General features: G+C 36.5%; 12 protein-coding genes, 1 riboswitch and 1 other annotated feature. Of the genes, 9 read left to right on the top strand and 3 right to left on the bottom strand.

Features of this window, described 5'->3' with window-relative positions:
* Positions 1-175: 175 nt before the first annotated feature.
* On the bottom strand, positions 176-1,771 hold the full coding sequence (gene pckA / locus J2S77_RS14340) for a phosphoenolpyruvate carboxykinase (ATP) (RefSeq protein ID WP_306978498.1): 1,596 nt from the start codon (positions 1,769-1,771) through the stop codon (positions 176-178).
* A gap of 200 nt (positions 1,772-1,971) precedes the next feature.
* A riboswitch (SAM riboswitch) is annotated at positions 1,972-2,077 on the top strand.
* Positions 2,078-2,292: 215 nt separating this feature from the next.
* On the opposite strand from pckA, the gene metK reads away from it, so the two are divergent.
* A complete protein-coding gene (metK, locus tag J2S77_RS14335; RefSeq protein ID WP_306978496.1) occupies positions 2,293-3,492 on the top strand; it encodes a methionine adenosyltransferase in 1,200 nt (399 codons plus the stop codon).
* Between the two features lie 39 nt (positions 3,493-3,531).
* Here the strand turns inward: metK and J2S77_RS14330 are convergent, their stop codons facing one another.
* Entirely contained in the window at positions 3,532-4,056 is a 525-nt protein-coding gene (locus J2S77_RS14330; protein WP_306978494.1) for a gamma carbonic anhydrase, read from the bottom strand.
* A gap of 73 nt (positions 4,057-4,129) precedes the next feature.
* Between J2S77_RS14330 and J2S77_RS14325 the strand changes: the two genes are divergently transcribed.
* Both J2S77_RS14325 and J2S77_RS14320 read left to right on the top strand, forming a co-directional pair.
* Positions 4,130-4,927, top strand: a complete 798-nt coding sequence (locus tag J2S77_RS14325) for an alpha/beta hydrolase (protein ID WP_306978492.1) — start codon at positions 4,130-4,132, stop codon at positions 4,925-4,927.
* Between the two features lie 4 nt (positions 4,928-4,931).
* Complete coding sequence (locus tag J2S77_RS14320) at positions 4,932-6,002, top strand: tetraprenyl-beta-curcumene synthase family protein (RefSeq protein WP_306978490.1); 1,071 nt, start codon at positions 4,932-4,934, stop codon at positions 6,000-6,002.
* 30 nt (positions 6,003-6,032) lie between these two features.
* Here the strand turns inward: J2S77_RS14320 and mnmM are convergent, their stop codons facing one another.
* Positions 6,033-6,596 carry a tRNA 5-(aminomethyl)-2-thiouridylate-methyltransferase MnmM gene (gene mnmM, locus J2S77_RS14315; protein ID WP_306978488.1) on the bottom strand — a complete coding sequence of 188 codons (564 nt, stop codon included), beginning with the start codon at positions 6,594-6,596 and terminating at the stop codon, positions 6,033-6,035.
* A 157-nt stretch (positions 6,597-6,753) separates the two neighbouring features.
* Between mnmM and J2S77_RS14310 the strand changes: the two genes are divergently transcribed.
* The 6 genes from J2S77_RS14310 to leuS all read left to right on the top strand — a co-directional run bounded on the left by J2S77_RS14310 (position 6,754) and on the right by leuS (position 13,931).
* Positions 6,754-7,674, top strand: a complete 921-nt coding sequence (locus J2S77_RS14310) for an ATP-binding protein (RefSeq protein WP_306978487.1) — start codon at positions 6,754-6,756, stop codon at positions 7,672-7,674.
* On the top strand, positions 7,671-8,375 hold the full coding sequence (locus J2S77_RS14305) for a hypothetical protein (RefSeq protein WP_306978484.1): 705 nt from the start codon (positions 7,671-7,673) through the stop codon (positions 8,373-8,375). The genes J2S77_RS14310 and J2S77_RS14305 overlap by 4 nt, the downstream gene beginning before the upstream one ends.
* Before the next feature lie 63 nt (positions 8,376-8,438).
* Complete coding sequence (locus J2S77_RS14300) at positions 8,439-8,594, top strand: hypothetical protein (protein ID WP_306978483.1); 156 nt, start codon at positions 8,439-8,441, stop codon at positions 8,592-8,594.
* A gap of 74 nt (positions 8,595-8,668) precedes the next feature.
* Positions 8,669-10,780: a flagellar assembly protein A gene (locus tag J2S77_RS14295; protein ID WP_306978481.1), complete on the top strand. Its 2,112-nt coding sequence runs from the start codon at positions 8,669-8,671 to the stop codon at positions 10,778-10,780.
* Positions 10,781-10,795: 15 nt separating this feature from the next.
* Positions 10,796-11,131, top strand: coding sequence for an STAS domain-containing protein (locus J2S77_RS14290; RefSeq protein WP_306978479.1), 336 nt, complete (start codon positions 10,796-10,798; stop codon positions 11,129-11,131).
* A gap of 50 nt (positions 11,132-11,181) precedes the next feature.
* Positions 11,182-11,394, top strand: a binding site (T-box leader).
* A 122-nt stretch (positions 11,395-11,516) separates the two neighbouring features.
* A complete protein-coding gene (leuS, locus tag J2S77_RS14285; RefSeq protein WP_306978477.1) occupies positions 11,517-13,931 on the top strand; it encodes a leucine--tRNA ligase in 2,415 nt (804 codons plus the stop codon).
* The last annotated feature ends 459 nt before the right edge of the window (positions 13,932-14,390 follow it).

Below are 14,390 nucleotides of genomic sequence, written 5' to 3'. Positions count from 1 at the left end.
GCCATCCCCACCTCATCGCGATAACACATAAATAATCAATGACAAGAGTTGAATTTCATTGCCATGTATTTTACACATAATTATGGACTTGACTTTTGGCATGTGCCAGCTTCATATCAGGATATAAAATCCGAATGAACTCTCGTGAGAATTCATTCGGATCAAGTTGAAACATTTATAAATGTGTAAATGTAGGGCCTGCCTGTGCAATGTCTTTCGTCACATAATTGAATTGTTTGAAGTTATCGTGGAATTTAATTGCTAACTCCTGAGCTTTCGCTTCGTATGCTTCATCATTGTTCCATGTTTTCTTAGGGTTAAGAACATCACTTGGTACTCCAGGGCAAGTAGTTGGCATGTGTAAACCAAAAATGTCATCTTGATTGTAATCGACATTGTTTAATTCGCCTTCGAGTGCTGCATGGACCATAGCTCGAGTATGGCTTAACTTCATGCGCTCACCGTCGCCATAAGCACCACCAGTCCAACCAGTATTAACAAGGAAAACTTGCACACCATGCTGATCAATCTTCTCACCTAACATTTTCGCGTAACTAGCAGCAGGTAGTGGTAGGAAAGGTGAGCCGAAGCACGCCGAGAATGTTGCTTGCGGCTCAGTAATGCCACGTTCTGTACCAGCCAATTTACTCGTATAACCACTTAAAAAGTGATACATAGCTTGTTCTTTCGTTAATTTACTAATTGGAGGTAATACACCGAATGCATCTGCCGTTAAGAAAATAATAGTATTAGGGTGACCTGCAATACTTGGTTCAACAATATTGTCGATATGGTCAATGGCATACGCTGCGCGTGTGTTTTCCGTTAAACTTGTATCATCATAATCAGGTAAGCGTGTCTTCGCATCAATCATGACATTTTCTAATACAGAACCAAATCGAATCGCATTGTAAATTTGTGGTTCTTTTTCGGCTGATAAATTGACTGTTTTCGCATAACAACCGCCTTCAATATTGAAAACACCGCTTTGTGACCAACCGTGTTCATCATCGCCGATTAAACGACGGTTTTCATCAGCAGATAATGTTGTTTTACCTGTTCCTGATAGGCCGAAGAATAAAGCGACATCGCCTTCTTCACCAACATTGGCAGAGCAATGCATCGGTAGAACATTTTGTTTCTCAGGTAACATATAGTTCATCACGGAGAAAATCGATTTTTTAATTTCACCAGCATATTCTGTTCCGCCGATTAATACAATTCGATGTTTAAAGGAAACAATTATAAATGTTTCAGAATTTGTTCCATCCGTTTCTGGTTCTGCTTTGAAGTGTGGAGCAGAAATAACCGAAAATTTGGTTTCATGCTCCGCTAATTCCTCTGAACTAGGACGAATGAACATCTGGTTAGCAAATAAATTATGCCACGCAAATTCTGTGATTACTTCAATGGGAAGACGATGTTTTTCATCAGCTCCAGCAAATCCTTTAAAGGAAAATAGTTGATCACGTTCAGCTAAATAATCCGTCACTTTATTCAAAAGGTTATTAAATACACTTTCGCTTATAGGTTGATTGACCTCGCCCCAATCGATTCGATCTTTCGTCTCTTCATCTTCAACGATGAATTTATCCTTGGGTGAGCGGCCGGTATAATGGCCAGTTGTTGCTCTGATGGCACCAGTTGAGGTTAAAATACCTTCATCACGAGCTAAAATATTTTCAACTAGTTCTGCGATGGATAAATTTTTATCCGTCTGATTAGCATTTGATAATTGTGATACCAGTGTATCAGCTTCAATAGTTTTCATTACCAGATCACCCTTTATATAAATATGTATTTATGTATATGACATAATTCGTTATTAGTATAACACATTCTATAAATTAAACCACACTATTTATAAAAATTTTACACGTATTTTAGTGAAATCTTGTCATCGCTAAATAAAGGCGTCAAAAGTTGACACGAAATAAGCCTCACGTTATGATATAGCAGTAAACGGTATTTCTCTTATCCAGAGTAAGTGGAGGGAACAGGCCCTATGAAGCTCGGCAACCATCACATTTGTGACAGGTGCTCATCCTGATGCAAGGGAACCCTTGGACGATAAGAGCGAAAGGCTATACACACCTTTCCCTTGTCTAAATCGGGAAAGGTTTTTTTATTGGTATAAGGTTTGTTTGTTCTGAATGTATGAATTAACTTTATTCTAACAGAGCCGATTATCGAAAATAAAGCAAAACTATAAAGGAACTATGAAGTGAGCCCATGCTTTGTACAAGGGGTATGAAATCCGTTCCATTAAACGAATGAGGAGGATCTATAGTTATGACGAAGCAACGTCGTCTCTTTACATCTGAGTCTGTGACAGAAGGCCACCCTGACAAAATGTCTGACCAAATTTCCGATGCGATTCTAGACGAAATCGTTTCTCGTGATCCTAATGCACGCGTCGCTTGTGAAACAACGATCACAACGGGATTAGTCTTAGTGTCAGGTGAAATCTCAACATCAACCTATGTCGATATTCCGACAATCGTGCGAGATACAGTAAAAGATATTGGCTATACGCGTGCTAAATATGGCTTTGATTATGAAACATGTGCTGTATTAACAGCCATTGATGAACAGTCGGCTGATATTGCTCAAGGTGTTGATGAGGCTTATGAAAAACGGGAAGGTCAAATGTCAGATGAAGAAATTGAGGCTATAGGTGCTGGTGACCAAGGTTTAATGTTTGGTTACGCTAGCAACGAGACGAAAGAATTAATGCCACTACCCATTTCATTAGCCCATAAACTATCCAAACGAATGGCAGATGTCAGAAAAACTGAATTAATCCCATATCTACGTCCAGATGGAAAAACGCAAGTGACTGTGGAATATGATGAAAATGGACAAGCAGAACGTGTCGATACGATTGTCATTTCAACACAACATCATCCTGAAATTGATCTCGAACAAATTAAGGCAGACTTAGATGAACATGTAATTAAACCTGTTGTGTCAGAAAACCTTATTGATGATAAGACGAAATTCTTCATTAATCCAACAGGCCGATTTGTGATTGGAGGTCCACAGGGTGATGCGGGGCTGACAGGACGTAAAATCATTGTCGATACTTATGGTGGTTATGCACGGCACGGTGGTGGTGCCTTTAGTGGTAAAGACGCGACTAAAGTAGACCGATCTGCGGCTTATGCAGCTCGTTATGTGGCGAAAAATATTGTTGCTGCAGGACTTGCTGATCAATGCGAAGTACAATTGGCTTATGCGATTGGCGTGGCTCAACCAGTGTCGATTGCTGTGGATACGTTTGGTACAGGTCAAGTGTCAGAAGAAAGATTAGTCGAAGCAGTGCGCAATACATTTGATTTACGCCCAGCAGGTATTATAAAGATGTTAGATCTTCGTCGCCCTATTTATAAGCGGACAGCGGCTTATGGTCATTTTGGACGTTTAGATGAAGATTTTACTTGGGAGAGAACAGATCGAGTCGAAGCATTAAAATCAAAACTGGATTTATAAAACAAGTTGAACGCATTTTGAGTGCGTTCAACTTTATTATTAAGAATGCCGGTTTGATTGTTCTTGTTTATAAACTTGTCCTTTATCGATATAACTTTTACGGATTCGATTCATTTCCTGAATATCTTCGTCTGTAATTTCACGGATTACTTTGGCTGGACGTCCAAATGCTAGAGTGTTGGCTGGAATGGTCTTTCCTGGTGGTACCAAGCTTCCTGCACCAATGAATGCATTTTCACCGATTTCAGCTCCATCTAGAATCGTCGTCCCCATCCCAATCAAAGCATTTTCCCGTATTTTACAAGAGTGTAGTAACACTTGATGGCCCACTGTGACACCATTTTCGATTTCTAATGGCATATTTGGACTTTGATGTAACATACTTTGGTCTTGAATGTTGACGTTTTCACCAATTATTGTTGGTGAAACATCGCCACGAATAACCGTTTTAAACCAAATGCTACTGTAGGCCCCGATAGAAACATCCCCCGAAATAACAGCATCATCAGCTATGTAAGCCGTCTGATCAATGGATGGAAATTGTTCATAATATGGTAAAATCATGTTTGTCCTCCTATTCGCAATTTATGGTAAGATAATTATATCAAATATTTCGGAATTTTTGGGAGGTTATCATATGGTCGTTCATAAAAGTCGGGGTGGAGAGGCTGTCATTGTGATTGTACACGGAGCATTCGAACACTCCGGGCGTTATGAATGGCTAATTAGTCAGTGGAATGACGCAGGTTATCATGTCATTGTGGGTGACTTGCCGGGTCATGGAGAGTCAGAAGGTAAGCGTGGACATGTTGATTCATTCGATGAATATATTAAGACTGTTCAAACGTGGTTAGATGAAGCCAAGTACTTTGAGTTACCGATTTTTTTACTCGGTCATAGCATGGGCGGTTTAATCGTTATTCGTACTTTGGAAGAAATGAATGAATCAGTGTCTGGAGTTATATTATCATCGCCGGGCCTAGGTATGAAGACTGGTCCATCTAAGCTAGTCTATCACCTATCAAAAGTATTTGATCAATTAATGCCATCTATTCAATTTAAAACGAATGTTACACCACAGCTCGCAACACGGAATGGAACTTTTCATGTCCAGGACGAATCTGATCCGCTCTTTTTACATAAAGTCTCTGTTCGGTGGTTTCATGAATTCGAACGTGCAATCGATCAAGCTTTTAAACAAATTAGATATTATCCTGATTTACCAACTTTATTTATGCAAGCCGGGGAAGATCGTCTTATTTCAATTTCAGCTGTTGAGAAATTTTTTAATAAATTAGCTGTGCAAGATAAAAAGTATTACATTTGGCCAGACTTGTATCATGAAGTCTTTAATGAGCCAGAAAGAGATGAAGTTTTTAAGGTAGCCAAGGATTTCACTAATGCCTTATTATCTAGAAGTCAGGAGGGTTCGTAACGTCATGAAAACACCGACTTCGTTATGGCAGGTGCTAAAAGTGTCTTATCGAAACCTGTTCCCAGAAGTGAATCGTCAATTAGCTTATTGGCGGAAAAAAGCTGAGAATATACCTAATGAGGAGTTAAAAACACAGGCTCTTGCTAGTATAGAAGCGAAAACTTTCCATTGTGAAGGTGGCTCGATTTACGCTAGTTTAGCGGGAGATTCTTGGCGTGAAGCAGTTCGATTTATAGTAGCTTATCAAACGATTAGTGACTATTTAGATAATCTTTGCGATCGTAGTTTATCCCTTGATCCTCAAGATTTTCGCCAATTACATGAAGCTCAATTGGATGCCATTCGATTAAACTCTGATTATGATCTGAAAAATTACTATCAATACCGTGAGGACCAAGATGATGCTGGTTATCTAAAGGACCTTGTTGCAGAATGCCAAGCTGTCATTACGCAAATAAATAACTATGAGATGATTCAAGCTGATATTGAGCGGTTAGCCTCACTTTATGTAGATTTACAAGTACATAAACATGTAAGGCATGAAGAGCGTGTCACTCGGTTAGCGATGTGGTATGAAAATGAAAATGATGATCCAGATTTAAAGTGGTATGAATTTTCAGCAGCGACGGGTTCTACGTTAGGTGTTTTTTGTATCGTTTCTTATGGTTTGGCAGGTCAAAATCGCGCTCATATGATGAAAGAGGCATTATTTCCATCTTTGCAAGGGTTACATATTTTATTAGATTATTTAATTGATCAGCGTGAAGACGAGTTGGAAGGTGATCTGAATTTTGTTTGGTATTATCAGGATGAGCATGATCGGAATAATCGATTGAAACAGTTTATTCAAAATGCCAAACAAGATTTGCAGGGTATTCCTGATCAGACGTTTCACCAATTAATAGTTGATGGACTAGTAGGTTTATACTTATCTGATTACAAAATGCTTGAAACCAAAGAGCAAAAGGAAGTAGCAAAATCTTTATTAAGTGAAGCGGGATGGCGCGCTAAAGTTGTTTATTTTAACGGCCGTGCGTACCGGCGATTCAAGAAATTACGAATAATCAATTCATGAATAACGCTTTTAGTCTAGTAGCTAAAAGCGTTATTTTTTATAAAGTCCAACGACAAATGGTGCCTTATTACTGCGATTAACCATGTGGTACATAGCGACATCCATTTTAGCAGCAGGCTGATTTTGCAGATGTTGGATTAATAAATCTTTTTCAATTTGTCCGGAGTCATGTCCTGGATATATGACGATCACGATCATCCGATGAGGCATCAATAGTTCAAACAAACCCTCAATCGCTTGAATGGTTGAGTCAGCTTGTGTCGTGATGGACTCATCACCACCTGGTAAAAATCCTAAATTGAAGATAACTCCACCAATAGATGTGATACCTTGTTCAATTAAGTAGTCTTTTGCCTGCTCATGCCCTAATTTAATGGAAGTAATATTGTTAATGTTACTTTGAGTGAAGAGGGACTGTGCCTGGTCAATGGCTGATTGTTGTATGTCAAAGCTATAAATAAGGCCGTTGGAACCTACTTCTTTACTTAATGCGACACTATCATGCCCGTTACCTAGTGTGGCATCGACGGCAATATCGCCTGATTTTAATGTGTCACTGATCCATTGATGCGCAAAGGGGATGATTTGTTTCATAGTCTCAGCTCCTAAATGTGTAAATAAGTATTCAGTTTAAACTTTTTTCTGATTAAAGCGTAATAATTTTAAAAAAATAGTCGAATACTGTCATTTATTTGTTATAATATTCTGTAAATATCGATCTGAATTATACGTTGTATTAAAGGATGGTGATATGGTAATGGCGCATAGCTTAAACAAATTTTTAAAAACGAAAGCAAAAGATGAAAATAGTTTGTCAGATAAAGTCCCACAGATAGAATTACCTCAGTTAATTAATCAAACCATTGTGGGGTTTATTGCTAAAGAAATATCTAATGAACTGAAATTACCTAGTGAAGAAGGTCAAAAAATCTTTTACTCAACAATAACTAACAAAAGTGCTGAGTATCACCGAGAAAATGGAAGCTTATTAAAATATGCCTACCAATTAGTCGAATGGACTCGTGATCAAAAAGATGTATATAAAAAAGTGAAAAAGATTGAAGGAAGTGAACAAACTAAAGAAGCTATATTAAAGGTCTATGAACGACTAAAAATAGATTTAAAACATATGCTGTTTACTAATATCAATCAATTTCCTAATTCGAGAGAATGGGAGATATATCGTGATGTTATGTACGCTTCATCACAACGTAAATTTTTATTGATCGATAAAAAAGAATTAATTTTACAGGAATCAGGTGTTTTATTATTCTCAATAATGATTCAAAACCATCATGATATATCACTTTGTCGAAAAAAGATAACCAAAATACTAGCGGAAAGGAACATCTCAGGTCAAGATAAAAACAGCTGGCTTTTGGCAATTTCTGAAATTGTAACGAATGTATTGAAACATGCCCAAAATGGTCGGATGATGGTTTTTGAACGAAACGGTGAGATCCAAGTTGTTATTGAAGATAACGGTCATGGTTTTAGTCTGAAGAATCTACCCAACTTAATTATGTTATCTGGCTTTTCCACACAAAATTCCTTAGGTCAAGGGTTTACTTTGGTGATGAGAATTGTTGATCAACTTCTTTTATATACTACCCCTTATGGTTCTTCAGTAATAATACTAAAAAATCTAGCGACTGATAAGGTGAAAATATGAAAAAAGTGATGAACTATCAAAACATAACTTACTGGTTATTTTTAGAATTGGTCGTATTGAATTTTGTGGGATTTATCTTACTTTTCTTCACAGATAATAAGATATGGTTCAATTTGTTATTTGTTATATCGCTCATAATAACGGTTCTACTATTCCTTTTATATTTGAGATCATGTAAAAGTATAAATAAAATAAAAAAACGCTTGTCCGCACTGCGTCGTGGGAGCTATGACAATATATTGAATCTGAGTGAATTTGATATATCTAAAGGAGTTGCTCGTGAATTTAATCTTTTGAGTCAAGAACTCAATAATGAATTTTACTATTTTCATGATTTATCAATAGCTATTCAAAGAATTACATATTTAATGCAGGAAGAATCAAAGAAATCAGTTGATGAATTATATGCATTAACACTCGAAATGGCAGAAAAAGATTATAACCGAGTATTACATGTTGATGAACTTATAAAATTGGTTAAACACCATTTAGAACATCAAAGTTATTCATCTAATAACGTGGATTTAATCAGTTATAAAATTGAGCAATTCGAAAAGCAAACTTATTTCCACAGGTCAGATATAACGAGAATATTATTTATTGTTAGTGAATTAGCCGATACAATCGAAGATCAATCAAAGGAAATCGCTAATATATCAGAAAAATTAAGAAGTAAAGTGGAGCAATATGATAACGGATAGGTTGTAAGTTGTTTGAGATTTAAGAAAATTTTTATATAAAGCCTCATTGTGGAAGTTCAAAATTTGAATAAGGAACTTTACGGTAAAGTGAGGTTAATTAATCTTTTAAAATCAGAAGGCAATAGATCAGTTAAAGTGATTGAAGATCATATCATTATCAGTCATTTTGAGTTTATTGGAGTTTTAACCCGAAAAGATGGCATGACAATGGTTATTTAAAAAAATGATTATCAAAAGTCAGAAATAAGAGGATATAATTATCCTTCCACAATAAATGAAGAAGGTGATGATAAATGAGTGGGTCATTAATTTCTAGAGGAAAAACGGTAGAGGATGCCATTGACCAAGGGTTAAAGATTTTGAAAAGTTCTATTGAAAACGTCGAAGTTGAGATACTTGATAACGGAAATAAGGGAATTTTGTTATTAGGAGCACGTGATGCCAAGGTTAGATTAACCACTATTAATTATGGCGAAAAATTTAATCAATCTTCAATATCAACTTCTAATGAGTTAAAAGAAGAAGTGGGAAATAATATAAATAAAACGTCTGCTACAAATTTAGAAGACCTAGTAGAAGAACTAGATCATAAAGGCTGGCTTACTAATTCTGAAGTTAACCATCGAGATGTTATAGCTTATGAATCTGAAAAGAGTGATCAGATTATAGGAGTTCATAATGGGGCATTTTTTATTCAAAGTGATTTAGACATTTATCCAATGATTGAACCAATGGCTAAAGGTGTTACAGTGTATAAAAATGGGGAACAAATAAATGATACTACTTTTGTTTCTTCAAAAGATGAGATTACGTTTAATTTAGATCAATATGAGGAAAGTATGGATTGGGATTTAGAAGTTTCTCATGATGCAGTTAAAGTGATTTGTACAATAAAGCCAAGTATTATGCACAAATTTAAATTATTAAATCAGTATGATGAACGGGTTTTAGATATAAAAACCGAGGAAGAAATAAGTCATACCAATTTTCTCGAACCAGAAGACATTTTGAATCGATTAAAAGAATTAAGGGTATCGAATGGCTTAGACCATGCTGAAATAGTAAAAGCAAGTCTGACATTAGATGAATCTGAATTCGTTGTAGCGGAAGGAAAACGACCAGTTGAAGGAGAAAATGGTTATTTGGACTTTAAAATCGATATTTATGGTAAAGAAGGAAAGCCAAAGATGAATGATGATGGTAGTGTAGATTTTAGGGAAACCAAATTTATACCTTCTGTTAATAAAGGCGATATTATAGCAAATATACACCCTCCAATACCTGGTATACCAGGTAAAAATGTTTACGGTGACGTCATATTACCTTCGAAAGCACATGAAGCAGTTGTTAAAGCAGGGAAAGGGATTGAAGTAGTTAGTAACCAAGTTATTGCCTTGGAGTCTGGAAAACCACAAATTCAAACACGTGGGTTATTATATCAAATTCAAGTATTACCCACATTAGTTCATCGCACGGATGTTTCGATTGAAACAGGGAATATACATTTTACTGGCGATGTAGAAATTTGGGGGAATGTTAAAGAGGAAATGACGGTTAAGGCCGTAGGTGATGTAACAGTTTCAGGTGCAGTTGACCATGCAGAAGTAACAGCAGGGAATAGTGTTTACATAAAGAAGAATACAATTAATTCACACCTGTCTGCTGGTGAAGGAAATATTGTCATATCTAATCTGTCACAAACATTAGAAAATTTATCTAATCAACTGAAAGGTCTACTTATGGCTGTAAGGCAGCTTTTAAAAGCAAAGGCTTTCAAAAGTTCTGATTTTGCAACTCAAGGTATATACTCATTGCTAAATATTTTATTAGATAAAAAGTTTCAAGAGGTTCCGTCAATGATTAACACATATAGGCAAAAGGTAAATGAGTATCAAAGCATCTTAGATCAAGAATGGTTAGATTTGGCTGAGCAATTAAAAACAATTGTTCGTCCAATCCCTAATCGATTGATTACTACCCCAGAAGAATTGGAAACTATTATTGAAGGTGTGGATAAATTATATCAAATTAGTTATAATCCACCAGAACCTAACTCTGAAATAGTGATTGCAAATGTTATGAATAGCAATATCTACTGTTCAGGTGATGTGTCTATAATTGGAGATGGTTCTTACCACACAGATATTCATTCAGGAGGAAAACTTATAATTGACAAGATTGTTCGTGGCGGAAACATTTACGCACAATTAGGTATGTATGTAGGAGAGGTTGGTTCAAAAGGAGGAATGAAAACGTACCTTTCTGTGCCAGCTGATCAAACGATATCCATGGACTATGTTTGGGAAGATACCGTAATACGAATTGGTAACTCAAAATACAGATTTAATCAAAATGACCAATTTGTTACAGCAAAACTAGTAGATGAAAAGATTGTATTAACTTAAAAAAAGAGGGATAAAATGAAGTACGATTTGACTTCAGAAGATGAGGAAATAGAACTTACATTAAGTGGAGGTCTAGATTTAGAATCTACAGATTTATTTGAAAAAGAAATTTACCCAGTATTAGCTGAACGATTAGAGCATTATAAAAAGTTAAATATTAATATGCATGAAGTGGCTTTTGTTGACTCTACAGGGGTTGGAGTAATCATTCAATTTGTTAATTGGGCGAGAATACATGAAGTAGATGTTACAATCATAAATATGCAAGAACAAGTATATGAAATTTTTCATTTTATGCAAATTGATAATATTCTAGGGATTGATATACTCAAAGCAGACACACTTACTTGACATTTAGCATATGCTTGATTAAACTATGGTTGAACTAATATTAATTTTATAAGCAAACGATCATAAAGGAGTAGTAAGTTAATTGACATATGTAGAGAGGCAACGGTTGGTGAAAGTTGCTTATGTCGAAGCTGAACTCGCCTTTTAGTTTCACACATGAATTAAATGGTAGTGTGTGACGTGTTTCCGCGTTAAGGAACTCGAGTGAGTCATCTTAAGGTGACTAATTTGGGTGGTACCACGGGTAATCTCTCGTCCCATTGTATATGGGGCGGGAGTTTTTTATTGTTAACACGATTAGAATCACCCATTTTGGTTAAGAGCTGTCTTTAAGAATGGATCAAAGCCGAGATAGAAATGATTATAAACAAGGAGGAGCTAGTCAATGGCATTTAATCATCGTCAAATTGAACAAAAATGGCAACGCTTTTGGGAAGAAAATAAAACGTTTAAAACTAACACTGATTCATCAAAGCCTAAATTTTACGCACTAGATATGTTCCCTTATCCATCGGGAGCAGGGCTTCATGTTGGCCACCCAGAAGGCTATACAGCGACAGATATTGTTTCACGAATGAAGCGCATGCAAGGGTATGAAGTGCTGCATCCAATGGGGTGGGATGCTTTTGGATTACCCGCAGAACAATATGCGATTGATACGGGGAATGATCCGTCTGTTTTCACACAGCAAAATATCGAGATCTTTAAGCGCCAAATTAAATCACTTGGTTTCTCGTATGATTGGGATCGTGAAATCAATACAACAGATCCAGATTACTACAAATGGACACAATGGATTTTTGTTAAATTATACGAACAAGGACTTGCTTATATTGATGAAGTACCAGTTAACTGGTGTCCAGCTCTAGGAACTGTACTAGCGAATGAAGAAGTTATTGATGGCGTTAGTGAGCGCGGTGGTCATCCTGTTATTCGTAAGCCGATGCGTCAATGGATGCTTAAAATAACCGAATACGCTGATCGTTTACTAGAAGACTTAGATGAACTTGATTGGCCAGAAAGCTTAAAAGATATGCAACGCAACTGGATTGGAAAGTCAGAAGGCGCTGAAATCACGTTTAATATCGAAGGGTCCGACCACCAATTTCAGGCGTTTACGACTAGACCCGATACAATTTTCGGAGCAACATATGCTGTCTTCTCACCTGAGCATCCATTAGTAGATGATATTACAACAACTGAACAGCGTGAGAAAGTTGATGCTTATATCGAAGAAGTGGCGAAGAAGAGTGAACTAGAGCGTACTGACTTAGCAAAAGAAAAAACAGGTGTATTTACAGGAGCTTATGCCATTAATCCAGTAAGTGGTCAGCAAATGCCAATTTGGATCGCGGACTACGTGTTAATGTCTTATGGAACTGGTGCGATTATGGCGGTTCCAGCACATGATGAGCGTGATTATGAATTTGCGAAAGCATTTGATTTACCAATTAAAGAGGTTGTCTCAGGAGGGAATATTAATCATGAGGCTTATGTAGAAGATGGCCCACATGTTAATTCAGAGTTCCTGAATGATTTATATATGAACGAAGCAATTGAAAAAGCAATCGAGTGGCTAGAAGCAAACGGATATGGTAAACGTCAAACAACGTATCGTCTACGTGACTGGCTGTTTAGTCGTCAGCGTTACTGGGGAGAACCGATTCCGATCATTCATTGGGAAGATGGTTCGATGTCAGCAGTTAATGAAGAAAATCTACCATTAGAGCTTCCAAAGACAAGTGAGATCAAGCCGTCTGGTACAGGTGAATCGCCACTTGCTAATATTCAAGAATGGGTGAATGTGACTGACCCAGAAACAGGTATGAAAGGTCGTATCGAAACCAATACAATGCCACAATGGGCAGGTAGTTGTTGGTACTATTTACGTTATATTGATCCTGATAACGATGAAATGCTAGCTGACCCAGAGAAACTGAAAAAATGGCTCCCTGTTGATATATATATTGGTGGAGCGGAACACGCTGTTCTTCATCTATTATATGCACGTTTTTGGCACAAGGTATTGTATGATCTAGATGTTGTACCAACGAAAGAACCTTTCCAAAAGTTATTTAACCAAGGCATGATTCTTGGTGAAGGTAATGAGAAAATGAGTAAGTCAAAGGGGAATGTCATAAACCCTGATGATATTATTAATTCTCATGGTGCTGACACCTTACGTTTATATGAAATGTTTATGGGACCATTAGATGCATCAGTTGCCTGGAGCACCAATGGATTAGAAGGAGCACGTCGTTTCTTAGACCGTGTTTGGCGATTAATGGCTGATGAAAACGGTAATCTTTCGAGTAATGTGAAAGACGAAGCGAATCAAGAACTCGATAAAGTCTATCATGAGACAGTCAAGAATGTAACGGAGTACTTTGAAGAATTACGCTTTAATACAGCTATATCACAAATGATGGTTTTCATTAATGAATGTTATAAAGCAGAATATGTACCACGTGACTATGCAGAAGGTTTCGTGAAGCTGATTACGCCAATTGCCCCGCATTTAGGTGAAGAGCTTTGGTCAGTCCTAGGATACGATGGAACCATTACGTATCAGTCTTGGCCAACTTATGATGAAGCTAAATTAGTTGAAGATACAGTCGAAATTGTCCTTCAAGTGATGGGGAAAGTAAGATCAAAAGCAGAAGTTCCTAAAGATGCGACTGAAGACGAACTTCAAGAGATTGCCTTAAATGATGAAACAATCAAGGAATGGATTGACGGTAAAACGGTGCGTAAAGTCATTGCAGTTCCTGGCAAATTGGTCAATATCGTTGCTAATTAAATAGTATGTTTAAACCCTTAAGTTGATTTATTGACTTAAGGGTTATTTTTTTCTTGACGACACATCATTATCAAGTTATACTCGATTTTGTCGTTTTGAAGGACGACTTATCTAGATTTGTTTAAGAGACAATCTTATTGACATTCTTAGTTAGCTATTATATAATGTTTGATACACATTATTTGAGCTTATTACAAATTTATATAGATTATATAAATTTTGAGTCTCAATAATTTGTTTCAAATAAGTTATTGACATGAATCGTGATAACTTGTTATATTATTAGATGTCGCTTTTTGAGAGCCAAATCGATTTAAACAATCGATTAAAAAGATTAATAAAAAGTTGTTGACTTTCGGTTTTCAACTTGGTATATTAGTCATTGTCGCTTTCGAACGCGACACACATCGAACCTTGAAAACTAAACAAAATAGCCTGTCGTCAATTCGTTTTTCTTCT

The organism is Alkalibacillus salilacus (assembly GCF_030812915.1).
GTDB lineage: Bacteria > Bacillota > Bacilli > Bacillales > Alkalibacillaceae > Alkalibacillus > Alkalibacillus salilacus.
The sequence above is the reverse complement of the archived record's forward strand: the minus strand, read 5'-3'. Positions and strand labels throughout refer to the sequence as shown.

What these genes read in the sequence shown, in the direction of transcription:
- pckA (WP_306978498.1), bottom strand. Translation starts at nt 1,771, where the DNA reads ATGAAAACTATTGAAGCTGATACACTGGTATCACAATTATCAAATGCT.
- metK (WP_306978496.1), top strand. Translation starts at nt 2,293, where the DNA reads ATGACGAAGCAACGTCGTCTCTTTACATCTGAGTCTGTGACAGAAGGC.
- J2S77_RS14330 (WP_306978494.1), bottom strand. Translation starts at nt 4,056, where the DNA reads ATGATTTTACCATATTATGAACAATTTCCATCCATTGATCAGACGGCT.
- J2S77_RS14325 (WP_306978492.1), top strand. Translation starts at nt 4,130, where the DNA reads ATGGTCGTTCATAAAAGTCGGGGTGGAGAGGCTGTCATTGTGATTGTA.
- J2S77_RS14320 (WP_306978490.1), top strand. Translation starts at nt 4,932, where the DNA reads ATGAAAACACCGACTTCGTTATGGCAGGTGCTAAAAGTGTCTTATCGA.
- mnmM (WP_306978488.1), bottom strand. Translation starts at nt 6,596, where the DNA reads ATGAAACAAATCATCCCCTTTGCGCATCAATGGATCAGTGACACATTA.
- J2S77_RS14310 (WP_306978487.1), top strand. Translation starts at nt 6,754, where the DNA reads ATGGTAATGGCGCATAGCTTAAACAAATTTTTAAAAACGAAAGCAAAA.
- J2S77_RS14305 (WP_306978484.1), top strand. Translation starts at nt 7,671, where the DNA reads ATGAAAAAAGTGATGAACTATCAAAACATAACTTACTGGTTATTTTTA.
- J2S77_RS14295 (WP_306978481.1), top strand. Translation starts at nt 8,669, where the DNA reads ATGAGTGGGTCATTAATTTCTAGAGGAAAAACGGTAGAGGATGCCATT.
- J2S77_RS14290 (WP_306978479.1), top strand. Translation starts at nt 10,796, where the DNA reads ATGAAGTACGATTTGACTTCAGAAGATGAGGAAATAGAACTTACATTA.
- leuS (WP_306978477.1), top strand. Translation starts at nt 11,517, where the DNA reads ATGGCATTTAATCATCGTCAAATTGAACAAAAATGGCAACGCTTTTGG.